Source organism: Nocardia wallacei, from assembly GCF_029868745.1.
GTDB lineage: Bacteria > Actinomycetota > Actinomycetes > Mycobacteriales > Mycobacteriaceae > Nocardia > Nocardia wallacei_B.
The window spans coordinates 25,942-51,653 of the sequence record NZ_JARWOP010000049.1; the positions used below are offsets into that span (position 1 = coordinate 25,942).

The 25,712-nt window shown below is 68.8% G+C and carries 29 protein-coding genes; 16 read left to right on the forward strand and 13 right to left on the reverse strand.

Annotated elements, in window-relative coordinates; genetic code table 11:
* Positions 1-245 precede the first annotated feature (245 nt).
* The 4 genes from QH470_RS02600 (at position 246) to mscL (ending at position 2,619) form a co-directional block, all read left to right on the forward strand.
* Complete coding sequence (locus QH470_RS02600) at positions 246-854, forward strand: 5-formyltetrahydrofolate cyclo-ligase (protein ID WP_280270619.1); 609 nt, start codon at positions 246-248, stop codon at positions 852-854.
* A gap of 66 nt (positions 855-920) precedes the next feature.
* Positions 921-1,259 (forward strand): FmdB family zinc ribbon protein, encoded by a 339-nt coding sequence (locus QH470_RS02605; RefSeq protein ID WP_280270620.1) that lies wholly within the window; start codon positions 921-923, stop codon positions 1,257-1,259.
* Positions 1,260-1,369: 110 nt separating this feature from the next.
* Complete coding sequence (locus QH470_RS02610; RefSeq protein ID WP_280270621.1) at positions 1,370-2,056, forward strand: SAF domain-containing protein; 687 nt, start codon at positions 1,370-1,372, stop codon at positions 2,054-2,056.
* Positions 2,057-2,211: 155 nt separating this feature from the next.
* The gene (gene mscL / locus QH470_RS02615) at positions 2,212-2,619 is read left to right on the forward strand and encodes a large conductance mechanosensitive channel protein MscL (protein ID WP_280270622.1); all 408 of its coding nucleotides are present in this window, start codon (positions 2,212-2,214) and stop codon (positions 2,617-2,619) included.
* Positions 2,620-2,680: 61 nt separating this feature from the next.
* Here the strand turns inward: mscL and QH470_RS02620 are convergent, their stop codons facing one another.
* The 6 genes from QH470_RS02620 to QH470_RS02645 form a co-directional block, all read right to left on the reverse strand.
* Entirely contained in the window at positions 2,681-3,361 is a 681-nt protein-coding gene (locus QH470_RS02620; RefSeq protein ID WP_280270623.1) for an MspA family porin, read from the reverse strand.
* A gap of 58 nt (positions 3,362-3,419) precedes the next feature.
* Positions 3,420-4,097 (reverse strand): MspA family porin, encoded by a 678-nt coding sequence (locus QH470_RS02625; RefSeq protein WP_280270624.1) that lies wholly within the window; start codon positions 4,095-4,097, stop codon positions 3,420-3,422.
* Between the two features lie 624 nt (positions 4,098-4,721).
* Positions 4,722-5,246, reverse strand: coding sequence for a MogA/MoaB family molybdenum cofactor biosynthesis protein (locus QH470_RS02630; protein ID WP_400181234.1), 525 nt, complete (start codon positions 5,244-5,246; stop codon positions 4,722-4,724).
* A 65-nt stretch (positions 5,247-5,311) separates the two neighbouring features.
* On the reverse strand, positions 5,312-6,832 hold the full coding sequence (locus QH470_RS02635) for a S1C family serine protease (protein WP_280270625.1): 1,521 nt from the start codon (positions 6,830-6,832) through the stop codon (positions 5,312-5,314).
* A gap of 143 nt (positions 6,833-6,975) precedes the next feature.
* Positions 6,976-8,358: a sensor histidine kinase gene (locus tag QH470_RS02640; RefSeq protein WP_280270644.1), complete on the reverse strand. Its 1,383-nt coding sequence runs from the start codon at positions 8,356-8,358 to the stop codon at positions 6,976-6,978.
* A 91-nt stretch (positions 8,359-8,449) separates the two neighbouring features.
* The gene (locus QH470_RS02645) at positions 8,450-9,139 is read right to left on the reverse strand and encodes a response regulator transcription factor (protein WP_187685297.1); all 690 of its coding nucleotides are present in this window, start codon (positions 9,137-9,139) and stop codon (positions 8,450-8,452) included.
* Positions 9,140-9,522: 383 nt separating this feature from the next.
* Between QH470_RS02645 and QH470_RS02650 the strand changes: the two genes are divergently transcribed.
* From QH470_RS02650 to QH470_RS02670, 5 genes are read left to right on the forward strand one after another with little or no spacing between them, the layout of a single operon-like run.
* Positions 9,523-12,960: an ATP-binding protein gene (locus tag QH470_RS02650; RefSeq protein WP_280270626.1), complete on the forward strand. Its 3,438-nt coding sequence runs from the start codon at positions 9,523-9,525 to the stop codon at positions 12,958-12,960.
* Positions 12,957-13,361, forward strand: a complete 405-nt coding sequence (locus tag QH470_RS02655) for a roadblock/LC7 domain-containing protein (protein ID WP_280270627.1) — start codon at positions 12,957-12,959, stop codon at positions 13,359-13,361. The genes QH470_RS02650 and QH470_RS02655 overlap by 4 nt, the downstream gene beginning before the upstream one ends.
* A gap of 8 nt (positions 13,362-13,369) precedes the next feature.
* Complete coding sequence (locus tag QH470_RS02660) at positions 13,370-13,744, forward strand: DUF742 domain-containing protein (RefSeq protein ID WP_187685299.1); 375 nt, start codon at positions 13,370-13,372, stop codon at positions 13,742-13,744.
* Positions 13,725-14,333, forward strand: a complete 609-nt coding sequence (locus tag QH470_RS02665) for a GTP-binding protein (RefSeq protein WP_400181231.1) — start codon at positions 13,725-13,727, stop codon at positions 14,331-14,333. The genes QH470_RS02660 and QH470_RS02665 overlap by 20 nt, the downstream gene beginning before the upstream one ends.
* 7 nt (positions 14,334-14,340) lie before the next feature.
* Entirely contained in the window at positions 14,341-15,144 is an 804-nt protein-coding gene (locus QH470_RS02670; RefSeq protein WP_280270628.1) for an MHYT domain-containing protein, read from the forward strand.
* Between the two features lie 80 nt (positions 15,145-15,224).
* Here the strand turns inward: QH470_RS02670 and QH470_RS02675 are convergent, their stop codons facing one another.
* Positions 15,225-15,878: a DUF8020 domain-containing protein gene (locus QH470_RS02675; RefSeq protein ID WP_280270629.1), complete on the reverse strand. Its 654-nt coding sequence runs from the start codon at positions 15,876-15,878 to the stop codon at positions 15,225-15,227.
* A 344-nt stretch (positions 15,879-16,222) separates the two neighbouring features.
* On the opposite strand from QH470_RS02675, the gene QH470_RS02680 reads away from it, so the two are divergent.
* Together QH470_RS02680 and QH470_RS02685 are read left to right on the forward strand one after the other, a co-directional pair.
* The gene (locus tag QH470_RS02680) at positions 16,223-17,212 is read left to right on the forward strand and encodes a DUF1906 domain-containing protein (protein ID WP_280270630.1); all 990 of its coding nucleotides are present in this window, start codon (positions 16,223-16,225) and stop codon (positions 17,210-17,212) included.
* A 386-nt stretch (positions 17,213-17,598) separates the two neighbouring features.
* Positions 17,599-17,823 carry a hypothetical protein gene (locus QH470_RS02685; protein WP_280270631.1) on the forward strand — a complete coding sequence of 75 codons (225 nt, stop codon included), beginning with the start codon at positions 17,599-17,601 and terminating at the stop codon, positions 17,821-17,823.
* A 12-nt stretch (positions 17,824-17,835) separates the two neighbouring features.
* Here QH470_RS02685 and rpmF read toward each other — a convergent pair whose 3' ends face one another.
* The 3 genes from rpmF to mrf are packed head-to-tail and all read right to left on the reverse strand — an operon-like array spanning position 17,836 to position 19,645.
* On the reverse strand, positions 17,836-18,009 hold the full coding sequence (rpmF, locus tag QH470_RS02690; RefSeq protein ID WP_280270632.1) for a 50S ribosomal protein L32: 174 nt from the start codon (positions 18,007-18,009) through the stop codon (positions 17,836-17,838).
* A 3-nt stretch (positions 18,010-18,012) separates the two neighbouring features.
* Complete coding sequence (locus QH470_RS02695) at positions 18,013-18,303, reverse strand: type B 50S ribosomal protein L31 (protein WP_280270633.1); 291 nt, start codon at positions 18,301-18,303, stop codon at positions 18,013-18,015.
* A 4-nt stretch (positions 18,304-18,307) separates the two neighbouring features.
* Positions 18,308-19,645, reverse strand: a complete 1,338-nt coding sequence (gene mrf / locus QH470_RS02700) for a ribosome hibernation factor-recruiting GTPase MRF (protein WP_280270634.1) — start codon at positions 19,643-19,645, stop codon at positions 18,308-18,310.
* A gap of 145 nt (positions 19,646-19,790) precedes the next feature.
* Here mrf and rpmB point away from each other — a divergent pair, with 145 nt between their 5' ends.
* The 5 genes from rpmB (at position 19,791) to QH470_RS02725 (ending at position 21,533) form a co-directional block, all read left to right on the forward strand.
* On the forward strand, positions 19,791-20,027 hold the full coding sequence (gene rpmB / locus QH470_RS02705; RefSeq protein ID WP_280270635.1) for a 50S ribosomal protein L28: 237 nt from the start codon (positions 19,791-19,793) through the stop codon (positions 20,025-20,027).
* Entirely contained in the window at positions 20,027-20,191 is a 165-nt protein-coding gene (gene rpmG, locus QH470_RS02710; protein ID WP_195100367.1) for a 50S ribosomal protein L33, read from the forward strand. Before rpmB ends, rpmG begins: the two co-directional genes overlap by 1 nt.
* A 164-nt stretch (positions 20,192-20,355) precedes the next feature.
* Positions 20,356-20,661, forward strand: a complete 306-nt coding sequence (gene rpsN / locus QH470_RS02715) for a 30S ribosomal protein S14 (protein WP_280270636.1) — start codon at positions 20,356-20,358, stop codon at positions 20,659-20,661.
* A 71-nt stretch (positions 20,662-20,732) separates the two neighbouring features.
* On the forward strand, positions 20,733-20,987 hold the full coding sequence (gene rpsR, locus QH470_RS02720) for a 30S ribosomal protein S18 (RefSeq protein WP_040750662.1): 255 nt from the start codon (positions 20,733-20,735) through the stop codon (positions 20,985-20,987).
* 84 nt (positions 20,988-21,071) lie between these two features.
* Positions 21,072-21,533 (forward strand): hypothetical protein, encoded by a 462-nt coding sequence (locus tag QH470_RS02725; RefSeq protein ID WP_280270637.1) that lies wholly within the window; start codon positions 21,072-21,074, stop codon positions 21,531-21,533.
* 295 nt (positions 21,534-21,828) lie between these two features.
* Here QH470_RS02725 and purH read toward each other — a convergent pair whose 3' ends face one another.
* The 3 genes from purH to QH470_RS02740 form a co-directional block, all read right to left on the reverse strand.
* Complete coding sequence (purH, locus tag QH470_RS02730; protein WP_280270638.1) at positions 21,829-23,391, reverse strand: bifunctional phosphoribosylaminoimidazolecarboxamide formyltransferase/IMP cyclohydrolase; 1,563 nt, start codon at positions 23,389-23,391, stop codon at positions 21,829-21,831.
* On the reverse strand, positions 23,388-24,020 hold the full coding sequence (gene purN, locus QH470_RS02735; RefSeq protein WP_280270639.1) for a phosphoribosylglycinamide formyltransferase: 633 nt from the start codon (positions 24,018-24,020) through the stop codon (positions 23,388-23,390). Before purN ends, purH begins: the two co-directional genes overlap by 4 nt.
* Before the next feature lie 91 nt (positions 24,021-24,111).
* Positions 24,112-25,608 (reverse strand): cell division protein PerM, encoded by a 1,497-nt coding sequence (locus QH470_RS02740; RefSeq protein WP_280270640.1) that lies wholly within the window; start codon positions 25,606-25,608, stop codon positions 24,112-24,114.
* Positions 25,609-25,712: the final 104 nt, after the last annotated feature.

Sequence of the window (25,712 nt, forward strand, 5' to 3'; positions counted from 1 at the left end):
GCTTCGACCGGGCCCGGCATCCGGAGAGCCTAAGCGTCGGCCGGGTGCGGCGCTTACCGGTGGCGGTCCGGAAACGGCCGGTCGAGCGGTTCACTCGACGAATCCGGTTCGGCACACGCACGCGGGGCGGCCACGGAGAACTCGGCCGACGCCCGGCCTGTGGTGGCACAGGATTACCCGTGGATCGGACGGAGAAACGCACCCGCAGGCAAGATCACACTCGGCACGGGTCCTATCGTGGTCGGGTGAATACGGCTGGTCAGCGCGACAAACAGCAGTGGCGCGCGGAGTTGTCGGCGCGCCGGGCCGCCGTCGGCGCGCAGGTCCGGAAGACCGAGGCGGACGCGCTGACCGCGGCCGTGGGGCGACTGGCCACCGAGTGGGCGGACGGTGCGTGGGTGGCCGCGTACGTGCCGGTGGGCGGCGAACCGGGCTCGACCGCGATGCTCGACGCGCTGCGTGCGGGCGGCGCCCGCGTACTGCTGCCGGTGACCGGGCCGCCCGGCCCGCTGGACTGGGCCGAGTACACCGGCGCCGGTTCGTTGCGCCGCGGGCGGTACGGGCTACTGGAACCCGACGGTCCCCGATTGTCCACGGCCGCAATCGAATCGGCGCACGTGATCCTCGTCCCGGCGCTGGCCGTGGACCTCGAGGGAGTGCGGCTGGGTCGCGGTGCGGGATACTACGACCGCACCCTGCCCGCGGCGCGCGCCGATGCCCGGCTGGTCGCGGTCGTGCGCGACGACGAACTGGTGTCCCGGTTGCCGGAGGAACCACACGATCGGCGGATGGGCTGGGCGCTCACTCCCGGCGGCGGATTGCGGCGGCTGGGCAGGCGCGTGACCGGGAATTAAGGCCGGATTGGCACTGTTGGCACTGTCGGCTGTAGAGTGCCAACGACGGAGACTGTGGAGGTTCCTGTGCCTACTTACTCGTATCAGTGCACGCAGTGTGGTGACAAATTCGACATCGTGCAGTCGTTCTCCGACGACACACTCACCACCTGCGAGAAGTGCAACGGTAAGCTGCGCAAGCTGTTCAACTCGGTCGGCATCGTTTTCAAGGGCAGCGGCTTCTACCGCACCGACAGCCGCAACGGTTCCTCGACCGCGAGCGATCCCGCCAAGGCCGACAGCTCGTCGTCCGGTTCGTCCAACGGCGCGGACTCGTCGAGTTCGTCGTCGTCCGACTCCAAGCCGTCGACCAGCACCTCCGCCAACGGCTCCAGCACGGCCACCACCGGTTCGGCGGTCGCTTGAGCGACGCTCGCCTCCGGCGAGTTTTCCACAGCATTCTCGTTATCCACAGCTCGGTGTCGACCAGCTGATTTCCGGCGCTGATCGGCGACGCCCGACGTAGCGTCCCGGGCATGAGACGACGACCGCGCCGCGATGCCGACCTGGGCCGGGAACCGCACTGGGACAGGCTGATCCGATACCGCCCCGCGTGGGCGGATGCCGCGCTGGCCCGCCGTGTGCTCGCGGCCGCGCTCGTCGTACTGGCCGGAGCCCTGTACTTGCGCGGCGACCCCGACACGCACCCGGTCGACATCGTTGTCGCCGCACGCGATCTGTCGCCCGGCCACGTGCTGGAGACCGCCGATCTGCACCGCGTCCCCCGCCCTGCCGGCATGTTGCCGGAGGGCGCTCTCCGCGACGTCGCACCCGTACTGGGCGCCACGGTGACCGGGCCGGTGCGGGCGGGCGAGATACTCACCGACCTCCGCGTACTCGGCCCGCGGCTGGCCACGGCCGCCACCGGCGCGAGAGAGGCCCGCATCGTGCCGATTCGCTTGGCGGACAACGCTGTTGCCGACATCCTCCGCACCGGAGACCGGGTCGATGTGATCGCGGGCGCGGAGCACGCCGCCGAGGGCGCGCACGGTCCCGCGCCGCCGCACACGCTCGCCACCGATGCCGTGGTGGTGCTCATCGCGGGTGCCGCCAAGGCCCGTGGTTCCGACGAGCGAGTCGTGCTCGTCGCGCTGGATCCCGCGCCCGCCACCATCGTGGCGGCGGCCTCACTCACCAGCGCGCTGACCGTCGTCTTCCATTGACCGGCACGCGACCTTCACAAAGTTCGCCGAATATTTGCCTTCAACTCGAGTAGCATCCGGTCTACCCGATCCGAAACGCAGCCATCCACCGCGCTATACACCACTACCAGCACTTCTGCCCGATGCCAGGGCGCGGTGAGGAGACAGGAGCCGCAATGCTGAAGGGTTTCAAGGAGTTCCTGCTTCGCGGGAATGTGATCGACTTGGCCGTCGCGGTGGTCCTGGGCACCGCCTTCGTCGCGATCGTCACGGCCTTCACCAACGGGATCATCAATCCGTTGCTCGCGCTGCTCGGCGAACAGAACGAACTGGGTTGGGGCATCCAGCTCGACGCCGATAAACCGGCCACCTTCATCGCCGTCGGGCCGATCGTCACCGCCGCGATCAATTTCCTGATGATCGCGGCGATCCTGTACTTCGTGCTGGTGATGCCGGCGGCCAGGGCCAAGAAACGGTGGGGCGCGGCCACCAAGGACGAGGCGACCGAACTGGAACTGCTGCGCGAGATTCGCGATCTGCTCGCCGAGGGCGGCAAGAGCGCGGGCGGTCGGCACGAAACCTGAACACGACGGACCCGGCGCCGGGATGGCGCCGGGCCCCTCGGTTATCGGTTCGTACCGGTGATCAGCCGATGCTGAAGGGCTGACCCCACACCGTCACCCAGGAGATGACGTTGTCGGTCTCGACCTCGACGCTCACGAACGACCGCGCCTGCGCGTAGCCGCCGCAGCCGTTGAGGCCGATGGTCTCGTCGGCCCAGGACACCGAGCCGCTGTTGCCCTTGAACTTGTTGCGCTTCTTGTGCGCCTCGTTGCCGTAGTCGTCGGCCTGCTCCAGATCGAGCACGTAGAACGACTGCGCCTGACCGGGTCCGAGGGTCAGGTCACCGCCGCCGCTGCCCTTGACCGACGGGGTGACATTGCCTTCGGTGTCCCACGACGCGCCCGCCTCCGGGCCACCGTTGACGCCGCCGCCATCGATGTTGACCTGGCAGCCGACGACGTAACCGGGGTAGATGCTGCCGCCGGTGGCACTGGTGTCACCGCCGATGTCCACATGGGCGCTGCCGGTGACCCACGCATTGCGGTGCACCGGAGTCGAACCCATGGACGGATTGATGTTCGCCGATTCGCCGTCGACCCAGATGTGCACGACGGTGCCGTCGGACAGGGTCTTGGTGAGTTCCGCGCCCGGCAGCGGGATGAATGTGTCGGCGTTGGCTGCACCGGTGGAGAAAAGGCCTAGAGCGGCGGTCGCGACAGCGCCGATACCGGCCGCACGGGCCACGGTCTTACGGATGTTCATAACGAGTCCCTCAATGAATCGCTTTACGCGGTAATGGTTTTGGCGGAATCGACCAACGTCAGCCGATGGAGAACGGCTGCCCGTAGAGAGTGGTCTTCGAGTAGTGGTCACCGACGACCTCGACGACCGTGTACGACCGCGCCTGGGCATAACCCGCGCAATTCTGGATCTCGATCTCCGCATCCTGGTACTCGACCGAGTAGCGGCCGGGCTTCGTGATGTCCTTGTAGTCGATCTGGACGAACTTCACGTCGCCGGGGCCGAGTTCCAGGCCGATGGAACCGCCGATGCTCGCATCGGTCATGCTGACGCCGCCGGAGATACCGGCGGAGATGGCATCGGAACCGATGTTGACCTGGCAACCGACTATGTAGCCGGAGTTCACCTGGGACGCGCCGTGCGTGGACGAATTGTTCGTTCCCGGCGCGTTGAGTGGACCGTTGTTCGGGCCGACCTCCGCTTCGGGAGCGTTCGGCACGTCGGCGATGGCGTTACCCGACACCCACACGGTGCGGCCCGCACCGTTGGCTGCCAGAGACGGTGAAATGGTTGCGTGCTCTCCGGTGCGCGTGATGACAACGCCATTGGGACCTACCTTGTGACCGTCCGGCAACGGTACGAAGGTGTCGGCGTTGGCAGCACCGGTGGAGAAAAGGCCGATGGCAACGGCCGCAGCTGCGCCGATACCCGCGAAGCGGGCACCACGCCGCAGACCGATGGTGCGGTTCTCGCTCATACTTCCCCTCATCAGGTTCTAACTGTCAACCTCGGCTTTCGAGGTTGAAAAGCGGGTCCCTTCAGGCCCAGCTCAGTTTGTCGCTGGCTTGTTGCCGCCGTGTAACCGACGCCAAATTTCCGGCAACGACAACCAACGGTCGGAACTGGGCACTGTTCCGCTGAGGTCGGCGCCGGCACGCCTTGCTCGAGCCGTTGGGATCCGCAGGTGTAGCAGCCCAAAGTGGGACATTAAACGCACCGGCATCTACCTGACAACGCAAGGCCCTGCAAACGAGGTGTGATCTGGATCACGCAACAATGCGCGACATATCACGTTTTACGCATAAATGCTGTGAGCGCTCCCAATCGAGGGGTGATCGGAGCGATGACACATACGAGACGTTGTGATAGCGCCGTGATGCGACGGGTCAGCCGTGATGAGGGGGTACTTGTGAACGCAACCAGTCGTCCGGCGAGCCCGCCCGTTCGCCGTCGGGCGACCGTTCGTCACTGGTTGTTTGCGGAAGGGTATCTCCGAAGATGCGGGCCAGTCGCGCCGCATCGGACTCCGGACGAACGCGACCCCGCGTCGAGTCGTCGGAACGGCTCGGGCGCGGGGTCGGGTCGTCTTGCTCGGTGTGGCTCACTCGTCCAATCCGGACAGCTCGTCGATGACCCGGGCGGCCAGCGGGCTCAGTGTGGCCATGCCGTCGCGCACGGCGGCCCGGGTGCCGGGCAGGTTGACCACCAGCGTGCTGCCGGAGACACCGGCCAGCCCGCGCGAGAGGCCAGCGTCGAGGGAACCGGCGGCCAGCCCGGAGGAGCGCAGCGCCTCACTGATGCCTGGCAGCTCGCGATCGAGCACCTCGGAGGTGACCTCCGGTGTCACGTCGCGCGGGGACATGCCGGTACCGCCGACCGAGATCACCAGATCGACGCCGCCGATGACGGCGGTGTTGAGCGCGTTGCGGATCTCGACCTCGTCGTTGGCGACCAGCACCGTGGCGTCGACCAGGAATCCGGCCTCGGTGAGCAGCTCGGTGACCAGCGGCCCCAGCGAATCCACCGCGCCGTGCGCGGTACGGTCGTCGACTACCACCACAAGTGCACGGCCGGCCACAGCGGCATCCATTTCCATGTTGCTCACCGTAGCGTCCAGCTGTGACATCGGCGCAGTGTCCCCGGGGCGTGGACGGCGGTCGTCCAGCACCGTGACCGGGCGCGGGCGGCGGTTCATCGGCCTCCCTCCGCGGGCGCCGCGGCGAGGGTCACCTCGGCGGTCTTCGGGTTCTGTCCCTTGTCGTCGGTATAGGTGATCTTCACCTTGTCCCCCGGCTGATGTGAGCGGATGGCGGCGACCAGGGCGTTGCCCGAGTCGATGACCTGACTGTCGACCCTGGTCACCACCGTGCCGGGCGGGATGCCGGCCTTGGCCGCCGGGCCGTCCGGGGTGACGTCCTGCACCCGAGCGCCGTTCATGTCGTCGGCGCGCGACACGGTAATGCCGACCTGGGCATACGTCGCGCGACCGGTCTTGATCAGCTGATCGGCGACCCGGCGCGCCTGGTCGACCGGAATGGCGAAACCGAGCCCGATCGAACCGCTCTGCTGTCCGGTGAGTTCCGAGGAGCCGAGCGTCGCGATCGCGGTATTGATCCCGATGAGATTGCCGTTCATATCGACCAGCGCGCCACCGGAGTTGCCGGGGTTGATCGGCGCGTCGGTCTGGATCGCGGAGATGACCGAAGCCGGTTCGGCGCCGCCTTCGCCGCTGGCGGAGACCGGGCGATTCAGGGCGGACACGATGCCGGTGGTCACCGTTCCGGCCAGGCCGAGTGGGGAGCCGACCGCGACCACCGACTGGCCGACCTGGAGGTTCTGCGAGGAGCCCAGTTCGATGGGTGTCAGGCCGGTCTTGTCGGCCTTGATGACGGCCAGGTCCGACACCGGATCGAGGCCGACGACGGTCGCGCCGGCGACGCTGCCGTCGCTGAACTGCACCTCGATCTTCGCGTTCGGCCCGGCGCCGCTGGCGACGTGGTTGTTGGTGAGGATCATTCCGTCCGAGGAGAGCACCACGCCCGAGCCCTCACCCTGCGCGCGGGCCCCGACCACCTGGATCATGACGACGCTGGGCACCACCTTCTGCGCCACCGCGGGGACGGTGCCCGCGGGTGCGTTGGCGGCGGGCTGCCCGGACTTGGGCGACGGGGCATTCAACGCATTGATCGACGTGGACGATCCACCGTCGTCCGAACCGCTGACGAGCGCGCCGACCGCACCTCCGACGCCACCACTGACCAGAGCCAGCGCCACGGCACCGGCGATCAGGCCCGCCCGCCCGCGACGTCCCGGCGTCCCCGGATACCCGGCCGACGCCGCGGGATACCCGACACCCTGGCCGGGCGGATACGGCGGCAGCGGAGCTGTCTGCTGATCCCCCATCCCGTACACGGCATGCTCGGCATTCGGCCCCTGCGGACCGTATGCCTGATTCGGGCCATAGGAAACGCCCGAATCCTGCACGACACCCGGACCCTGCGGTGAGTTCGGGGGCGGGGTTGGGGCCCATGGGCTTTGCGGGACGTATGGGTCCTGTTGGGGCTGACCTGGATACGGCTGCTGGGGGGTGGGGGCGCTCGATGCGGGCCGCGGGTCGGATTGCGGCTGGGCGGGGCGCGGGGCGTCGGGGTGCGAGGCCGGGCCGCTCGGCGCGGCCGACTCGTCCCGCGTGTCCTTCGAGTCCTCGGTCATTTCTCTCGTTTCTCCTCGAGTCTGCCGCCTAGTGTGGTGACGCCGACTGAGAGCGGACTGAGATCGCACTATCAGTTGTCCGAGACATCCGTGCCTGCCTCTCGTCATCCTAGGGTTGCCCCGGCTCGCGCTCCGAACCGGATTTACGCGTCCTCGGGCGGAGGCTCGCCCGCACCGGGAAGCACGATGCGGACCAGGGTGCCGCCACGCTCGGACGTTTCGATGACAATCGTCCCTCCGTGCTTGGTCACCACCTGTTTGACGATGGCGAGACCCAATCCGGAGCCGGGCATCGAGCGCGAGGCGGTCGTTCGGTAGAAGCGTTCGAAAACGAGTTCCCGTTCGGCGGGCGGTATCCCGGGCCCGGCGTCGTCGACGGTGAGTTCGAGTAGCCCAAGCCCGGTTTCGCGCATCCTGACCAGTACGGGCGCACCCACCGGATTCCACTTCGCCGCGTTGTCCAGCACATTGAGAATGGCCCGTTCGAGACCGGCCTCGTAGCCGTAGACGAACCAGGGTCGCAACTCCGCGACGAATTCCAGGCCCGTTCGACGACGCCGGGCGCGTTCCAGCGCACGCTCGGCCACCTCGCCCAGATCGACTCGTTCGTAAACGTTTTCGGGGGCGTCTTCGCGCGCGAGATCGACCAGATCACCGACGAGATTGGACAATTCCTCGATCTGGGCGATCACATCGGCCCGCAATTCGGCCATGTCCTGTTCGGAAATGGGCGGCGCACCCGGGCGCTGCGAGGCGATCAGCAATTCCATATTGGTGCGCAATGACGTGAGCGGGGTGCGTAATTCGTGCCCGGCGTCGGCGACCAGGCGACGCTGCCGATCGCGCGATTCCGCGAGCGCGCGCAGCATCGTGTTGAAACTCTCGGTGAGCCGCGCCAATTCGTCGTCGCCGGTCACCGGGATGGGCGTCAGGTCGTCGGTGCGGGCCACTCGCTCGGTGGCGGCGGTCAGCCGCGCGACCGGACGCAGACCGGTGCGCCCCACCGCCGTCCCCGCCGCGGCGGCGACCACCACACCGCACCCCCCGATCACGAACAACAGCCACGCCAGCCGGTCGAGCACGCGCCTGGTCGGCTGCAATCCTTGCGAAATGATCAGTGTCGCACCACTTTTCATCCGCTCGGCGAGCACCCGCTGGTTGCCGTAGGTACGCAGCGAGGACGCGGATTTGCCGTGCGCGACCGCCAATTCGGGCTCCCCGATCGGCGGCAGGGTCTGCTGCGGCGGGACGTACGCCTGTTCCGGGTCCGGATAGATGAGCGCGACGCCGACCTCCTTGGAGTAGAGGCCCGCGAATTGCAACACCGGTACGACACCGTAGGCATCGAAATTGTTGTCGATCATGGCTTCGGCGCGGGCCCGCAGCTGATTGTCGACATCGGCGTACAACGCGCGCGCCACCATGGCGTACGCGGCAATCGAGGTCACCGCCACGGCCACCGCCACCACGGACGCGGCCAGCAGCGTCACACGCCAGCGCAGGGAGACCGAGCGCGTCAGCGGCATCGGCGGGCGCAGTTCGTGCGCGTCGGACCGGGGCCGCAGCCCGGCGACCACCGGTCGGCGCGGAACTGTTCTACCCACCACTACGGCACTCCTACGGCGGGGTCTCGCGCAGCACGTAACCGACGCCGCGCACGGTATGGATCAACCGGGGCTCGTTCTCGGCCTCGGTCTTGCGGCGCAGGTAACCGATGTAGACCTCGAGCGCGTTGCCCGAGGTCGGGAAGTCGTAACCCCACACCTCCTCGAGGATGCGGCTGCGGGTCAGCACCCGGCGCGGATTGGCCATCAGCATCTCGAGCAGCGAGAACTCGGTGCGGGTCAGGCTGATCGAGCGCTCGCCGCGGGCGACCTCGCGGGTCACCGGATCCAGCGACAGATCGGCGAACCGCATCGCCTCGGAGGACTCGACGCCCGAGTCGGCGGCGGTGCGGCGCAGCAGGGCGCGCAGCCGGGCCAGCAACTCCTCCAGCGCGAACGGCTTGGGCAGATAGTCGTCGGCGCCGGCGTCCAGCCCGGCGACCCGCTCGGAGACCGAATCGCGGGCGGTGAGAACCAGAATCGGCAGATCGTCGCCGGTGCTGCGGAGCCTGCGGCACACCTCGAGACCGTCCAGCCGCGGCATCATCACATCGAGCACCAGGGCGTCGGGACGCTGCACCCCGACCCGGTCCAGGGCGTCGACCCCATCGACGGCCAGATCGACGGAGTAGCCGTTGAAGGTGAGCGATCGACGCAGCGATTCGCGCACCGCCCGATCGTCATCGACTACCAGAATGCGCATAACCATCAGTCTGACCGTACCGACTGAGAGCCGACTGAGAAGCAAACATGCGACACGCCGGGCCTTCCTGCGGCGATGCCCACTCACCCGTCCGGCGGGCCATGGGTGAGCCATCACATAAGCTGCGAAACATATTGTGGTCAGCAATAATCGACCCCTCGCGCAGGGGAGTTCCGAATTGCCGTAGCCCACTCCACGCGGTATGTTGCGAGCCGTAAAAGAAGACCTCCAGTTGGTTGTGCGCGGGATACACCCCGAAGGCCGCTACACCCGGGCAACGAATCAGGTCTCGGGTGGGAGCTTTCCGAGCTTCGGCGGGCATTGCGGTCGGCGCCGCGCCCGGACCGGAGGGCCATAAGCAAGCGGAGGCGACACGAGCGGGTATGGGCACAGCACCGCGGCCATGGCAGAGCAATCTGTCCAACCTGTCCGTGACGAGCAAGGTCGGCATCGTTCTGCTGCTGCCCGTCATCCTCGCCTCGGTCTTCGCTGTGCTGCGCATCAAGGGCGAGCTGGCTACCATCTCGCAACTGAACACGGCCGGCGAGCAGGCTCGAATCATCCGGCCGATGCTGGAATACAGTTCGGCCGCGAACCAGCTGGCAATCACCGCGGCCGGTGACGGTCCCGGCGATCGCGCCGCGAAGCCCACGCTCGACCAGGACGCCGCCCACTTCGACCAGTCGCTGGCCAATCTGCAAGCCGCACTACAGGTATCGAAGGCGGACAAGCGCGTCACCACCGCGATCAACAACGCGCTCGCCGCGGGACGCGCGCTGCGTGAGAACCGCACCGGCACCTCACCGATGCAGATCGGCAAGCAGGCCGACGAGGTCGCCACCCACATCGACACCGCGATCACCGCGCTGCCCACCCCCAAAGAGACCGCGATCGAGCGGTACTACGTGCAGATGGGCGTCATCGCCATCGCCCGGCAGATGTTCACCCAGGAGCAGCTGTGGATCATCAGCGGCGAACTCGGCGACAATCCCGCGCTGGTGTCGCAGGCGCTGCTGTCCGCCGGTGGTGAATCGGCCACGATCCACCAGTACGCCGCGGTCTATCCGGAGACGGCCGACCGGCCCGACGTGCTGCTCGCCGCCCTGCAGACCCGCGTCGACGCCCTGAACCAGAACTCGGTGGAGCCCATCGAGCTACCCGGTGTCGCGGACTCGCTGCGGACCAGTTCGGGGATCTACACCGACTCCACCAACCGCTTGGTCGACCTGATCGACACCAGCCTGCGCGACAGCCTCACCGAGGCCCGCGGGCAGGTGCTGCGGGACGTGGCGATCGTGGTGGTGACGCTGTTGGCGGGGCTGGCGCTGGCCCTGGCGGTGGCCCGCTCGCTGGTCGTCCCGGTGCGGCGGCTGCGGCGCGACGCCCTGCAGGTCGCGCACGACGACCTGCCCGCCGAACTCGCGGTCGTGCGCCAGGGCGGCGCCACGCCGGAGATCGTCCCGGTCGACGTGCAGACCACCGAGGAGATCGGTCAGCTGGCCCGGGCCGTCGACGACATGCACCGCCAGGCGCTGCATCTGGCGGCCGATCAGGCTCGCCTGCGACTGCAGATCAGCAGCATGTTCGAGACCCTGTCGCGGCGTAGCCAATCGCTGGTCGAACAGCAGCTGACCCTGATCGAGGATCTCGAGCGCGACGAGGACGACTCCGGACGGTTGCAAAGCCTGTTCCGGCTGGACCACCTCGCCACCCGCATGCGCCGCAACGGCGACAACCTGCTGGTGCTGGCCGGTACCGCGTTGCGCCGCGGGCATCTGCCGCCGGTGCCGCTGTCGGACATGCTGTGGAGCGCGGTCTCGCAGGTGGAGGATTACCAGCGCGTCGAGATCGGTTCCGTGCCCGACGGCATCGTCGCGGGTGAACCGGCCGTCGACATCGAGCACCTGCTTGCCGAGCTGATCGACAACTCGCTGCGCTACTCGCCGCCCAGCACCCCGGTGGCGGTGTCGGTGAACCGGGCGGTGGACGGCGGCTACCTAATCGAGATCACCGACCGCGGCCTCGGCATGTCCGTCGACGACCTGACCGCCATCAACGAGCGACTGGCCTCCGGTGGCGAGGTCACCATCGAAACCGCCCGGCGCATGGGGCTTTTCGTCGTCGGAAGGCTCGCCAAGCGGCACACCATCACCGTCAGCTTGCGGCGCACCTCCTCGATGTCGCACCAGTCGGGCATCACGGCCGGTGTGCACCTGCCGGGTTCGCTGGTGTCGCCGGCGGACGGCGGAGCACCGGTCACCGGAACCTTCACCGCCCCCGCGGGTGTCGAGGACGAGCCCGCGAACGCCACGCAGCGTTTCCTGACCGCCGTGCCGTCCGCGGAGCCGTCGCTGTACGGCACGACCAGCGCCGGTCTCCCGCAACGCCGCACCCCCGAGTCCGTCTCCGCCCTCGCGGCGACCGATTCCGACGTCGACCCCGCGCCCGGCGACCGAGATGCCGACTCGCACAACGGTTGGACCCCACCGACCACAGGCTCCTGGCGTGCGGTGCCGCCCGCCCGCCCGGCCTTGAACATGTGGGCCGATCCCGAAGACGAGCCGGGCGAGCGCGACTACGACGATGCCGACGAGCCTGGGCTGACCACACAGCAGACCGCCCTCCTCCCGCTGCAGTCCGCCGCCGAACCGTCCGGGACGACCTCGGCCTTCGACGACGCTCCGGAGCTCGCCACACACTCGAACCTCGAGGCGGACACGGGCTTCGCGCCGAATTCGGAGTTCGGGGCAGGTACCGAGTTCGACCCGGACTCGGAGTTCGACCCGGACACGACGTTCGATGCGGACGCGGAGTTCCAGAAGGGCTCAGAGTTCGAGGCGGACTCGAATTCCGAACCGCGCCCGAACTTCCAAGCGCGCTCGAGATTCCAGCCGCGCTCAACCTTCCAACCGCCCCCGAATTCGGCGAACGCGCAGGCCGACACGGACGCTGCATCCGACCCGCCGTCCGGCGCAGGCCAGGGGTTCGGCGCGAACCCACAGGCCGACAACGGTTCTGGGTTCGGCGCGGACCCGCAGACCGACACAGGCTCCGGGTTCGACGCGAACTCGCAGTCCGACACGGGCTCGAGGTTCGACGCGAACCCACAGGCCGACACGCGCTCCAGGTTCAGCGCAGACTCACAGGCCGACCCGGGCTCGAGGTTCGGCGCGGACCCGCAGTCCACCACGGATTCTGGGTTCGGCGCGGGGTCGAAATCGGGTTCGGGGTCGGGGTTCATGTCGGGGTCGGGCTTTGCCACGGCCCCACGCGAGGAGACCTTTCCTCAGTTCGACAAGTCGCCCCGGATCGACGGCGGCTCGCAGCCGGATCCGCAACGGGGCGAGGCGTTTTCGCCCCCACCCACCACCGCGCGATCAGCGACTCGCGCGACCGGTACGGCCCCGAACGTCACCCGCCCGGCGACACCGGAGCCCGCGACTGCTCGCCGGGAAACCACGGGATCGACCGCTCCCGAATCGGGCGCGTCCGGCCCCGCCACTCCGATCTACCAGCGCATGGTCTCGGAGTGGCTGGTCGAACCGTCGTCGAGCACACCGGCCGGGATGTGGGCATCCCCGGCCGACGAGGGCTGGGCCGCCGCCGCGGATGCCAGCCAACCGGCCACCACCGACCGGACCAGCGGTGGCCTGCCGATTCGGCGTCCGGGTGCGCAGTTGGTGCCGGGCGGATTGGCACCGGCCGAGGAACCGGGCGCTCCCGATCCCGAGGAGATCCGCAACAACTTGTCGAGGCATCTGAGTGGTGTCCGCAGCGGACGAGCAGATGCCCAGTACAACGATGACGGAGGCCTATCATGACCGACACCGAGCAGACCACCGACGAAAATCTGAACTGGCTGGTCGCCCGCTTCACCCGGGAGGTCCCCGGCGTCTCCCATGCGGTGCTGGTGTCGGCCGACGGGCTGCTGCAGGCCACCAGCCCGAACCTGCCGTCGGACCGGGCCGAGCAACTGTCGGCGGTCACGGCCGGGCTGGCCAGCCTGTCGTCGGGCGCGGCGCAGTTGTTCAACGGCGGCAAGGTGATGCAGTCCGTGGTCGACATGCAGCGCGGCTACCTGCTGGTGATGAGCGTCGGCAACGGCTCGCATCTCGCCGTGCTGGCCAACAAGCAGCACGATATCGGCCGGATCGGCTACGAGATGGCGCTACTGGTCGATCGGGTCGGATCCGTGGTGCAGGCCAAGGCGAGAGCGGTCTAGCGAGCGCGATGTCCGATCTTTCCGGAGCCGGCCCCGGCCGGCCGACAACTCGCGTCCGCCCTTACGCACTGACCGCCGGGCGCACCCAGCCGGCGGTCGATCTGCCGATGGAGGCGGTCGTCGAAACCCTGCCGTACGCTAACCAATTCGATTGGCCCGTCGGTGATGTGCGCACCGACATCCTGCGGCTCGGCGCCGCCCGCTTGTCCGTCGCCGAGATCGCCGCACACCTGAACAGACCGCTCGGCATGGTCCGGGTGGTTATCGGCGATCTGGTTGTCGCCGGCATGCTGCGGGTGTATACCACGCTGAGCGACAATGCGAGCTTCGACGAGCGCCGATCCCTGATGGAGAGGACCCTGCGTGGACTTCGTGCCCTCTGACGCACTACCCGACCCCCGTACCGCATCCACCAAGATCGTGGTGGCCGGTGGCTTCGGCGCGGGGAAAACCACTTTTGTCGGCGCGGTCTCCGAGATCGTGCCGCTGCGCACCGAGGCAATGGTGACCGGCGTTTCCGACGGCATCGACGACCTGTCGGCCACCCCCGGCAAGGAAACCACCACGGTCGCCATGGATTTCGGCCGCATCAAGCTGCCGGGCGACCTCACCCTGTACCTGTTCGGCACGCCCGGGCAGCGCCGATTCTGGTTCATGTGGGACGACCTGATCCGCGGCGCCATCGGCTCGGTGGTGCTGGTGGATACCCGCCGCCTCGAGGACAGCTTCGCCGTGGTCGATTTCTTCGAGGCGCGCGAACTGCCATTCCTGGTGGCGGTCAACCGATTTCCCGGCGCGCCGCAGTTCCCCGCGAGCGAGTTGCGCGAGGCGCTGACCATCCGCGAGGAGGTGCCGGTGGTCGATGTGGACGCCCGCAACGCCAACGAGGTGCGGCACGCCCTCGCGGCGGTGACCGAGTACGCCATCAAGCGCCTCACCACGGCACAGCAGCAGACCGTCGGACAGGGCTGAGGGACCGGTGCACTACTTCTCGCTGGGGTACTGGGTGCTGGGCCTGTCGGTGGCCCTGTCGTTCGCGGGGGCCGTGGTGGGCCTGGCATGCGTGCGGCAGTCGACGCTGTCGGTGACGGCACGCTTCCGCCTGGTGTGGCTGGCCGCGGCGGCCGCGTCGCTCGGCGGCGTGGGCACCTGGCTGGCGGTCTTCGTCACCATGCTCGGCGTCGAGGTACCGGTGGGCGCGATTCGCTACGACGTGGCCCGCATGGTGCTCGCGGCGATCCTCGCGGTCGCGGCGGTGCTGGCCGGCCTGCTCGTGATGGGCCGGGCGGCCGAGCCGCTCCGGCTGGCGGGCGGCGGCGTGGCCATGGGACTCGGACTGGGGCTCATGCACTACCTCGGCATGGACGCCATCCGGGTGCAGGGATCGGTACGGGTGAACATGGCGTCGACCGCCGGTTCGATCGTGCTGGCGGTGGTGATCTCCCTCGGCGTGCTGTGGACCATCTCGCGCTTCCGGTCGATGCCCGTGCTGACCGGGGTGGCGCTACTGTTCGCGGTGGCGGTCAGCGCGGTGCACTACGTCGGACTGGCCGGGGTGCAGGTCCGGGTGGACTCGGCCGTGCTGCAACCGGCGGGCGAGGATCTTTTCAGCCTGTTCGTCCCGATCTTCGCGGTCGGGACGCTGTCGCTGGCGATCCCGATCACCGCGATCCTGGTCGCACCCGACCGCAGCCGCTCCCCCCGGCCGACGGTGCCGCCCCAGCAGGACAACGCGCCCGTCCGGGCGGTACCGCGCCGCCGCAGCCCGGACCCGGTCGGCTGATACGCGGCACGACGGATACGGCATCGGGCCGGAGCGCCACGACGGCGGTCCGGCCCGATTGCGTTGCGGCACAGCCGCGATCAGCCCGCGGGGGGCGTGTTGATCCGGCTGAAGTACTCGACCGCCACGGCGATCCCGGCGACGCCGCCGACGGTCACCAGACCCGCCGCGGCGCCCAGCGGCGCACCGAGTGCGGCGCCCGTGAGGCAGCCGCCGATCCAGCCCGGGATCACCAGGAACGGCGTCCCGGCGAGCGCGCCCAGCAGGCAGCCGCCCGCCAGGCCGATGACGGTGCCGACGAGGGTGCCGACGCCGGTGGCGAGGGCGAACTCGGTGCCGGCATTGGACATCGCGTCGTCCATCTCCTCCCGGGAGGCGACGTCGTGCAGCATGGGCGCCGGGTGCGCCGCCGCGGGGTCGACGCTCGGCGTCAGGGTGACCTCGTTGGCGCCGTCGGCCGCCGCCGCGATCGGATATTCCAAGCCGTCCCGCAAATAGCTCAGCGGAAATCCAGCAACCACGTTTCCGCGGTTGTCCCGGACCTGGAGCTGGTTGTTATCGGTGGTCAGCGAACCGGCATCGGTCCGCACCACCACGGACTTGTCCACCACATCGGCGGTGTAGTGGATATCGGGGTTGTCGACGGTGGCGGGCTGGGCGTAGGACGTCCCGGCACCGACTCCCAGAGCCGCGATGACCAGTGCGGACGTTGCGGCGAACTTCCTGAACTTCATACCCTCGAATACTTTCTGCAGCAGGTGCGCCACCAACCTCCGGCGCGCAGGCTCACTGAGAACCCGTCAGTAGGTTCACTCCACACTATTACGGATTCGTAACAGAATGTATCAACGGATCGATAGGCCGAGCCGCGCGTGTTAAGAGACCGCAAATGCCGCCAGCAAACTCCCCGCTAGGGACCCTCAGTGAATGCTCAGCTCTTTCTGCTGTGAGTTGTGTTACTGCGACATCTCCCCGCACCCCGCGCCGCGGTGACGACGGCGCCGGCCGTCTCCTCCGGACACACCCTGGTTCACCGATGTGTCAGCGGTGATAACCTGCGCGAATTACAGTGGGAGCCATGCGTTTCGGCTTGGACTACGCCGCCGGCAGGCCCGGGGGCCAGGCCATCCGCGCCGCGGGTTTCGACTTCGTGGTCCGCTACCTCTCGCCCGGCGGCCCGACGCTGCCCGGCAAACTCCTGACCCCCGAGGAGGCGGAGGACCTGCGCGCCCACGAGATATCGATCGTCTCGAACTGGGAGACCACCGCCACCCGCATGCTCGACGGTTTCGCGGCGGGGGTCACCGACGCCCGCGCCGCCGTGGCGCAGATACTGCGCTGCGACGGCCGCACCGACCGGCCGGTCTACTTTTCCGTCGACTTCGACGCCACGCCCGCCCAGCAGCTTCCGATCAACGCCTATCTCGACGGCGCGGCCACCGTGCTGGGCCGCGAATGGATCGGAATCTACGGCGGGTACTGGCCGGTGAGCCGGGCTCTGGACGCCGGCGTCGCGCGCTGGGCCTGGCAGACGGATGCCTGGTCGGGCGGCAATGTCGAAACCCGCCGGCAGCTGCATCAGACGCGTCGGCAGGTGGTCGTCAACGGGGTGGTCTGCGATGTGAACGAGGCCGAGGCCGTGGACTTCGGGCAATGGGATTTCGATCAGGAGGTAGGAGAGTTGACGCCGGAACAGGACGCGATTCTGCGCGATATCCAGATCCAGCAGCGCGGTCCTGGACTGGCGGGCTGGCCGCAGTTGGGCACCGACGCGGACGGCCGTAACCGCACGCTGGTGGACGGTGTGGCGGCGGCCTTGGCGCAGATCGCCGAATTGCGCACCGAGATCGGTGACTTGGAGGCGACGGTCGCGGAGTTGGAGAAGGAGGTCGAGCGGCTGTCCGGGCACCACTGGCCGTGGCCGCTGTCGTTGCTACAGGGCCCGGCCGAACTCGTGGGCGATCAGCTGGCCAGGCTCGAGGCGCTGCTGGCCGATCTCCCGCTGCCCGGCCGCGGCGAGGAGGGCCCGCAGAACGGAACCCAACGAGCAACGGGCACAAAGCAATAGCGCGAGAGAAGACGGGAAGCGCGCCGGAGTGGCGATGAGCGGGTTCTCGCGATTTCTCGGGAGAACCCGCCCTCCCGGACGAGCGTACCGGGGCAACGCCACGAAAGCATCACTTCGGCGCGACTTTTTCGTCGCTCAAAAACGAACTACCAGTAGGTAATTCGCCGATCAGTTACCGCAAAGCAATCGCAATGTGTACGAGCTTGCAGCTAGTCGCAACGTCGTGATTCCCACCGCGGTTGCGGGATTCGGGCAAATCATTCATGTCGGACAGCACTGTACAGACTGGACGGTCCCGACTCGAATCCACCAATACTCCCCACAACGAGCACACTTCGAGTTATCGTCTGCTTGCCCGAACCCGACTCGCTCTCAAGGAGATTCCGATGGCCGTCACCGTGTCCCTCGACAAAGTCCTCGACAGGGCATACGAGAACAAGGAACTGAAGGAAGTCCTCTCCGCACCACCGTCGGCCCTGGCCGGACTCACCGAGAGCCACGACGCGAAACTGCTCGACGCGCTGGGCATCAAGACGGTCGCGGACCTGGCCGGCAACAAGTACTTCCGGCTCGCGGCCGCCCTGGCCGACCTCGCCGCGAAGGAAGGCTGACCGCCCCGGCCGCTACAGCCGCTCCGGGTCGATCACGCCCCGGCGCACGGCGGCCACCAGGCGCCGCGGTACCCGATAGGTGACGCCCCCGACGCTGACCGGCACCAGGTCGGGCGGCGTCGCCTTCCAGTTCGCTCGCCGGCTGCGGGTGTTGGCCCGCGACATCCGCCGCTTGGGAACCGCCATCGCCTAGCCCTCCCCTCGTTCGGTCGGAGTGGACGACGATCCGCCGCGTTGCCGCCTGCCGTACTTGCGTTCGAACTTCTCCACCCGGCCCTGGGTGTCCAGCACGCGATTCGCGCCGGTCCAGAACGGGTGCGAGTCGGCGGTGACATCGACGGTGATCAGCGGATAGCTGTTGCCGTCGGTCCACTCGGCGGTCCGGGTTCCGGTCGCGGTCGAGCGGGTGAGGAAGCGCTTGCCGGTGCTCACGTCCTCGAAGATCACCGGATGGTAATCCGGATGGATTCCTGCCTTCATGGCCCTACCTTTCTGTCGTGCGCTGCTCGCCGGTCGGCGAGGCGCTGGATGCCGGGTCGGACTCGGACCCGTCCGCGCACGGGTCCGCATGCCACTCGCCGAACGGGTCCTCCCACTGCGCCACCAGTTCCGGGGCGCTGTGCACCAGCAGCAGTTCGGCGTCGTCGACCAGCGCCCAGTGCAGCGCGCGGCGGATCTCGTCGGCATCGCCGTCACAGGTGAGGATCACCAGCGAGATGTCGCGGTCGCCGAACTGCTCGTCCCAGCGCAGCGCCGCCAGCGCCCGCCGATCCGGGTCGGCGGCGGCCAGCTCCCGCGGTGACATCGCCGCCAGCCACGGCCCGGCCGAACCGACGCGCAGCCCGCCGCCGGCCGACTCCAGCCACACCACCTCGTCGGGCTGGGTGGCCAGCCAGATCCGGCCGCGGGCGGTGACCACGCCGTCGAACAGCACGTCCAGCGCCTCGTGCAGGCGGACGGGATGGAACGGGCGGTCGGTGGCGAACTCGATCAGCGTCACGCCGTGGTCGGTGTCCAGCGGCGGCTGCCCGCGCAGCAGCGGGGCGTGCGCGTCGAAGAGGCGGCCGCGCCGCGAGTCCGCCGGGATTTCCGCGAGCAACGCCTCGATCCGCTCGGCGCCCAACGCCTCCGGATCGTTCGCCCATACCCGCGGCGCCTGCGGCAGCAGCCGGTCCAGCACCGCGCCCAGCCGGGCCCGGTCCGATTCGAGCGTGCCGTCCGCGCCGAGAACCACTGCGACATCGGCGAATTCGACCTGGCCCACGGCGAGCTGCGCCACCGTCCGATCGTCATCGGCGTCGGCCTGCCCGCGGTCGGCCAGGGTCTCCTCGCTCAGGGCGTCCGCCAGCCAGCTCCGCGCGTCCAGGCAGGTGACCACGGCCTCGACCCGCACGTCCCGCCCGGCCGGGCCGTCGACCCGGCCCACCACCCCGGCGACGGGAACATTCGCGATCGCATGGCACACCGCCTCCGCTTCGAACGCCGGATCCAGCGCGATCACGATGCGCCGCACCGAATCCCGCGCCGCCAGCCGACACAGCAGCGGCAGCAGATCCGCCCGCAGCGTGCAGGAGACGCACCCGTGCGCCAGCTCGTGCACGGTGCGGTGGCGGATGACCTCGCCCGACGCCTCCCCCAGCGGGAGGTAGGAGACGGTGCGGCGAACGATGCCCTCGTGCAGTTCGGTCAGGTCGTGGCGGATCACGACGGTGCCGGGCGTGTCCCGCAGCATCCGCGCCAGGTGATCCACGCCGGTCGTCGTGAGACCGTCGAAGCCGGCCAGCATCACGACGGGCGTGCGGCGGTCGGGATGAGACAGCACCGGAACCCCTTTCGACAATGATTTTCATTTAACGCAGGCCCACGGTACAGTCTCGGACGACCATTGTCGAAAATGATTGTCATTGCGGTGTGAGCGACGGGTCCTCGCGACCCGGGAGCACCGCCATCGGAAACAGGAGGCTCCTATGTCGGCTCACTGCCAGGTGACCGGTCGCAAGCCGGGATTCGGCAAGTCCGTCTCGCACTCGCATCGGCGGACCAATCGCCGCTGGGATCCCAACATCCAGCGCAAGACCTACTTCCTGCCCAGCGAGGGCCGCCGGATCACGCTGACCGTGTCCGCCAAGGGCATCAAGACCATCGACCGCGACGGCATCGAGGCGGTCGTCGCCCGGCTGCGCGCGCGAGGAGAGAAGATCTGATGGCACGCAACGAGATCCGGCCGATCATCAAGCTCCGCTCCACCGCCGGCACCGGTTTCACCTACGTCACCCGCAAGAACCGCCGCAACGACCCCGACCGCATGGTGCTGCGCAAATACGACCCCGTTATCCGCAAGCACGTCGACTTCCGAGAGGAACGCTGACATGGCCCATACGCCAACCATCGAGTTCGCGGACCCGGGTCGGGTCTGGACTGACGGAGCGGGGGAGCGAAGCGGAGGAGCGGAGGAGGGAAGACCCGGCCCGCAGGGGGCCGCGAACCGCGACGCCGGAGGCGGCGCAATTCAACACAGCGAGGAGCGCTGACATGGCCAAGAAGTCCAAAATCGCGCGCAACGAACAGCGCGCCGTCATCGTGGCCCGGTACGCGGAGCGGCGCGCCGAACTCAAGGAACTGATCCGCAAGCCCACGACCCCCGAGGAACAGCGCGCCGCCGCGCGGGCCGCCCTGCAGCGGCTGCCGCGCGATGCCAGTCCGGTACGATTGCGCAATCGGGACGCCACGGACGGACGCCCACGTGGTCATCTCCGGAAGTTCGGTCTCTCTCGCGTACGCGTGCGCGAGCTGGCCCACCGGGGGGAGCTGCCCGGTGTGCACAAATCGAGCTGGTAGACCACCGCAGATCTCGTGCAGCTTGCGTACCCAGGCCGGGCCCGGAACGCATGCCGAGGAAGGATACTGACATGGCCGTGAAGCGAGCACCGTCGAAAAAGGTCCGTGCCGAGCAGGCGCGCCGCCCGAAGAAGAATCCGCTCATCGCCGCCGGGATCGAGATCGTCGACTACAAGGACGTGAACCTGCTGCGCACGTTCATCTCCGACCGCGGCAAGATCCGCAGCCGGCGCGTCACCGGGCTGACCCCGCAGCAGCAGCGGCAGGTCGCCATCGCGGTGAAGAACGCCCGCGAAATGGCGCTGCTGCCCTTCACCAGCCGCTGATCCCGGCCGAGAAACAGAGTTCCACCCGAACCCCCCGGTGTCGACGCGCCGGGGGGTTCGCGCTGCCCACTAGGGTGAACAGCCATGAAACCGATCTCGGGACCGCGTCGCCTCGCCGCTGCGGCCGCGGTGCTGTCGACCCTGGCGGCCGCGGCTTGCGGCGGCGCGGACAACGATGGCGCGCAAGCGAATACGAGCACCACCACCTCCTCGGGCCCGAGCACTCCCACCGAGCAGAACCCGCCCCAGCCCGGCCGGATGTTCACCGCGAACCCGGCGATCACGGGCGCCCGGCCGATCCCGTTCGACTCCTGGAGCCGGGTCGCTCCCGACCGGATCGCGGTCGACTTCCAGATCGGTTCGCCCGAATGCTACGGCGTGGACGCGACGACCACCGAGACCGACAGCACGGTCACCGTCGAACTGCGCGCGGGGACGCTACCGGAGGCCGCCGGTCGGATGTGCACGATGATCGCGGTCTTCGGAACGCTCGAGGTGCCGCTGAAGCAACCGCTCGGTGAGCGAAAGGTGCTCAGCGCCAGGTAAAAACGGCGAAAGCACAAATGCAAGAACAAATGAAGGTTTCACGGGGAAGTTTCTTTGTGATGTACATCACTTCGCCGAATCGTGCTGCATTTATAGCGAAATGATCTGACACAATGGCGGTGTGGCCGGTGATACGTTCCCTGGCACAAGCCACTCGACTCGCTCCCCGCCCCGGCTGGGATAGCGAAACCCGGGTGCCGGGATGAGGAAGGCCCGGTGGCTGGATGAGACGAAGCCCTGCGCGGAACGCTGATTCCGTGCAGGGCTTCGTCTTTCGAGGAGGGTGCCGAACTACTCAGTGGGCGAAGTGCCGCGCGCCCGTCAGGTACATCGTCACACCGGCCTCGCGGCAGGCGTCGATGGTCAACTGGTCGCGCACCGAACCACCCGGCTGCACAATGGCTTTCACGCCCGCGGCGATGAGCTGCTGCGGTCCGTCCGGGAACGGGAAGTAGGCGTCCGACGCCGCGACCGAACCCTTGGCACGCTCGCCGGCGCGCAGCACGGCCAGATGCACCGCGTCCACCCGGTTCACCTGCCCCATGCCCACACCCACCGAGGCGCCGTCGTGCGCCAGCAGGATCGCGTTGGACTTCACGGCTCGGCATGCGCGCCAAGCGAATTCGAGGTCGGTGCGGGTTGCCGCGTCGGCGGCTTCACCCGCGACCAGGGTCCAGTTGGCCGGATCGTCGCCCTCGGCGTCGATGATGTCGGACTGCTGCAGCAGCGCACCGCCGCTGATCGGGCGCAGCTCGACGCCGCCGCGCCGCGGTTCGCTCGCGACCAGGATGCGCACATTCTTCTTGCGCTGCAACACTTCTACCGCGCCGTCGGCGTAGGCCGGGGCCACGATCACCTCGGTGAAGATCTCCGCGACCTGCTCGGCCATCGCCACGGTCACCTCGCGGTTGGCCGCGATGACGCCGCCGAACGCGCTCACCGGATCGCAGGCGTGCGCCTTGCGGTGCGCCTCGGCGATGTCGGCGCCGACCGCGATGCCACAGGGGTTGGCGTGCTTGACGATCGCGACCGCGGCGGCGCTGTGGTCCCACGCGGCGCGCCAGGCGGCGTCGGCGTCGGTGTAGTTGTTGTACGACATCTCCTTGCCGTGCAACTGCGTCGCCTGGGCCAGACCGGTGCGCCCGTCGTTGTTCGCGTACAGCGCGGCGGACTGGTGCGGGTTCTCGCCGTAGCGCAGCACCGCCTCGCGGGTCCAGGTGCCGCCCACCCAGCCCGGAAACTGCTGCGCGGCAGCGGGATCGGCCGTCAGCACGCTCGTCATCCAGCTCGCCACGGCCACGTCGTAGCTCGCGGTATGCTGGAATGCCTTGGCCGCCAACGTAGTTCGCTTGGCGAGATCGAAGCCGCCGGACTTCACCGCGGCCAGCACGTCGTCGTAGTCACCGGTGTCGACGACCACGGCCACCGACGGATGGTTCTTGGCCGCCGCGCGCACCATGGACGGGCCGCCGATATCGATCTGCTCGACGCATTCGTCGGGAGTGGCGCCGCTGGCCACCGTCTCGGTGAACGGGTAGAGGTTCACCACCACCAGTTCGAACGCCTCGACGCCGAGTTCGGCCAGCTGGTCGGCGTGCTCCTGCTTGCGCAGGTCGGCCAGGATGCCGGCGTGCACCCGCGGATGCAGCGTCTTCACCCGGCCGTCCAGGGTTTCCGGAAAACCGGTCAGGTCCTCCACCTTGGTCACCGGGATACCGGCGCCGGCGATGCGCGCCGCGGTCGACCCCGTCGACACCAGTTCCACGCCGGCGGCGTGCAACCCGGTGGCGAGTTCGATCAGTCCCGTCTTGTCGTAGACGCTGACCAGCGCCCTGTTGATCGGCTTGCGCTCACTCACCGGAGAACTCGCTCATCTGGGATAACTGCCTTTCGTCCATCGGAGACAATGCCTCGGGTCGCGACGGCGGCCACCACCTCGGCCAGCAACCGTCGCTCCACCACCTTGATCCGCTCGTGCAGGGTCGCCTCGTCGTCGTCCGGTAGCACCGGCACCGCCTCCTGCGCCAGGATCGGTCCCGTGTCGACACCGGCATCGACGAGATGCACGGTGGATCCCGTCACCCGCACCCCGTAGGCGAGCGCGTCACGCACCCCGTGCGCGCCGGGAAAGGACGGCAGCAGCGCGGGATGGGTGTTGAGAGTCCGGCCGCCGAATCGCTCCAGGAACGCCGGGCCGAAGATCTTCATGAAACCGGCCGACACCACGAGGTCGGGTTCGTGCTCCGCGACCGCCGCGGTCAGCGCGACGTCCCAGGCCGCGCGATCGGGATGGTCGGCCACGGCGACCCGGAAATGCGGGATGCCGGCGGCTTCGGCGTGTTCTGTTGCGGCACAGGCACGGTCGACGCCGACGGCGGCCACACGCGCGGGGTAGTCCGGCTGTCCGGTGGCCTCGACGAGCGACCGCAGCAGCGATCCGGTGCCCGAGGCGAGCACGACGACGGTCGCGGGCGCCGTCGGAGGCACCAGGCGGGCGGGCGGGGTCGTCAGCGCTCTACTCCCAGCGTGTCGGGGTCTACCGGAGGGGGCGGCCACGAAAGAACCACCGCGGTAGAGCCTAACGACCGTCGGTTCGGCGACTTTCGGGCAGGTCCGCCTCTACCACCTCGGCGTCGAGAATGTCGGCCGTTTCGTCGGCAAAGCCGGCGCCGGGACCGATCCGGCCGCCGAGCGCGCGCTGCTCCTCGACCAGTTCGCCCTCGACCACCTCGGTATCGCGGCGGTAGTCGGTGTAGTCGGCGTACCGGTCGTCGGCGTAGTCGGCCTCGCGCTCGTCGTAGTCGTAGCTTTCGGCGTAATCCCCGGCGTAGTCGTCCTCGTCGTCATCCGCGTACTCGTCGTATCCGAACGCCGCCGACGGTGCGAGATTCGGCAGGAACCGCCGCGCGTAGACCAGGGCGGCATACCCGGGAATCGCCAGCCACGCGAAAACCAGCACGGTCGCGAGTGGCAGGGCGGGGCCGAGATAGCCGAACGACCCCACCGCGCCACCGGCCGGTCCGCCGAAAACGACGGTCAGCAGGGCCGCGAAACCGGCCGACGCCAACGTCGCCCACGGCGCGCGCACCTCGTCGTACGAGGTTCGGGCACAGTCGATTCCATTCAGTACGCCGATCGCCGCCGGGACGAGCAGCAGCACCGGCCACCATCCGGCGGCGGGCCCGGCCGGGACCGCGGACAGGATCGGCAGGCCCGGCACCGGCGCACCGGAGACCTCGAACACGCTCAGCCCGCCGGTACCGATGTGCACCTCGGCGCCGAGCAGCACGGCCGCCGAGCCGATCACCACATTCGGCAGATATGCCAGGGACAGCACCGTCAGGCCCAGCACACCGACCACATTGCCCGCGGCGTCATAGGTGTCGCCGATGCGCGACCAATGCGCGAGGAACGAGATCAGCGTGAGCGCGGTCGCCACCACCAGCAGCCGCCCGGTCGCCCGCAGCGCCGCCCGCGCGCCCGGCGCGACCCACTCGGGCAGGTAGGCAACGGCCAACTCGCGCAAGGGATTCGGTCGGCTCGCGATACCGGCCACCGCGGCGACCAGATGCAGGCCGAGCACCCAGCCGAACGCCGCGAGGGTCGCCGGCGGCTGCAGCGCCACGACGGCCGACGCGTCCTCGGCGACCGCCAGGCAGACCGCCGTGATCAGCAGCGGCCCGGCCAGTGCCGCGCCGACGATCCAGCCGAGATCGGCGCGCGAGGCGTCGGGCTCCACCGCCCGCGCGCAGTCGCGCGCGACCGACCACAGCATCAGCGCGGTCGGCAGCAACGGCAGCAGTCCCAGCGAGGTCTTGCCGATCACCAGCGGAACCTGATGCACGCCGAGCCAGCCCGCGGCGATCGCGCCGGACGCACCGGTCATGCCGCTACCGGCCGCCCACAGCGTGATCAATACCAGCGCCACCACGGTGACCATCGTGAAGCTGGCCGTGCGGGCGGCGATGAACAGCAGGATCTTGGCCCGCTCCGGGCTCAGCGAGAGAAAGACGTTGTCCCCCGGTGGCGTCCGGCCGGATCCGCCGCGCCGGCCGGGCAGCGCACCCCCCCGCACCCCGTGACCGTCCCCCCGGGCCCGAAACGAAAACATTAAACCCCCGTGGCGGACACACCACCACGGGAGCCCCCGCACGACCCCGCACGACGGGCGCCGGGCAC

Coding starts and splice junctions, on each gene's coding strand:
- rpmG (WP_195100367.1), top strand. CDS start 20,027: ATGGCACGCAACGAGATCCGGCCGATCATCAAGCTCCGCTCCACCGCC.
- rpsN (WP_280270636.1), top strand. CDS start 20,356: ATGGCCAAGAAGTCCAAAATCGCGCGCAACGAACAGCGCGCCGTCATC.
- QH470_RS02685 (WP_280270631.1), top strand. CDS start 17,599: ATGGCCGTCACCGTGTCCCTCGACAAAGTCCTCGACAGGGCATACGAG.
- QH470_RS02620 (WP_280270623.1), bottom strand. CDS start 3,361: ATGAACATCCGTAAGACCGTGGCCCGTGCGGCCGGTATCGGCGCTGTC.
- QH470_RS02625 (WP_280270624.1), bottom strand. CDS start 4,097: ATGAGCGAGAACCGCACCATCGGTCTGCGGCGTGGTGCCCGCTTCGCG.
- QH470_RS02655 (WP_280270627.1), top strand. CDS start 12,957: ATGACCGACACCGAGCAGACCACCGACGAAAATCTGAACTGGCTGGTC.
- QH470_RS02645 (WP_187685297.1), bottom strand. CDS start 9,139: ATGCGCATTCTGGTAGTCGATGACGATCGGGCGGTGCGCGAATCGCTG.
- QH470_RS02695 (WP_280270633.1), bottom strand. CDS start 18,303: ATGAAGGCAGGAATCCATCCGGATTACCATCCGGTGATCTTCGAGGAC.
- QH470_RS02650 (WP_280270626.1), top strand. CDS start 9,523: ATGGGCACAGCACCGCGGCCATGGCAGAGCAATCTGTCCAACCTGTCC.
- rpsR (WP_040750662.1), top strand. CDS start 20,733: ATGGCCGTGAAGCGAGCACCGTCGAAAAAGGTCCGTGCCGAGCAGGCG.
- QH470_RS02675 (WP_280270629.1), bottom strand. CDS start 15,878: ATGAAGTTCAGGAAGTTCGCCGCAACGTCCGCACTGGTCATCGCGGCT.
- QH470_RS02610 (WP_280270621.1), top strand. CDS start 1,370: ATGAGACGACGACCGCGCCGCGATGCCGACCTGGGCCGGGAACCGCAC.
- QH470_RS02635 (WP_280270625.1), bottom strand. CDS start 6,832: ATGACCGAGGACTCGAAGGACACGCGGGACGAGTCGGCCGCGCCGAGC.
- QH470_RS02680 (WP_280270630.1), top strand. CDS start 16,223: ATGCGTTTCGGCTTGGACTACGCCGCCGGCAGGCCCGGGGGCCAGGCC.
- rpmF (WP_280270632.1), bottom strand. CDS start 18,009: ATGGCGGTTCCCAAGCGGCGGATGTCGCGGGCCAACACCCGCAGCCGG.
- QH470_RS02660 (WP_187685299.1), top strand. CDS start 13,370: ATGTCCGATCTTTCCGGAGCCGGCCCCGGCCGGCCGACAACTCGCGTC.
- QH470_RS02630 (WP_400181234.1), bottom strand. CDS start 5,246: ATGTCACAGCTGGACGCTACGGTGAGCAACATGGAAATGGATGCCGCT.
- mscL (WP_280270622.1), top strand. CDS start 2,212: ATGCTGAAGGGTTTCAAGGAGTTCCTGCTTCGCGGGAATGTGATCGAC.
- rpmB (WP_280270635.1), top strand. CDS start 19,791: ATGTCGGCTCACTGCCAGGTGACCGGTCGCAAGCCGGGATTCGGCAAG.
- QH470_RS02640 (WP_280270644.1), bottom strand. CDS start 8,358: ATGCCGCTGACGCGCTCGGTCTCCCTGCGCTGGCGTGTGACGCTGCTG.
- QH470_RS02725 (WP_280270637.1), top strand. CDS start 21,072: ATGAAACCGATCTCGGGACCGCGTCGCCTCGCCGCTGCGGCCGCGGTG.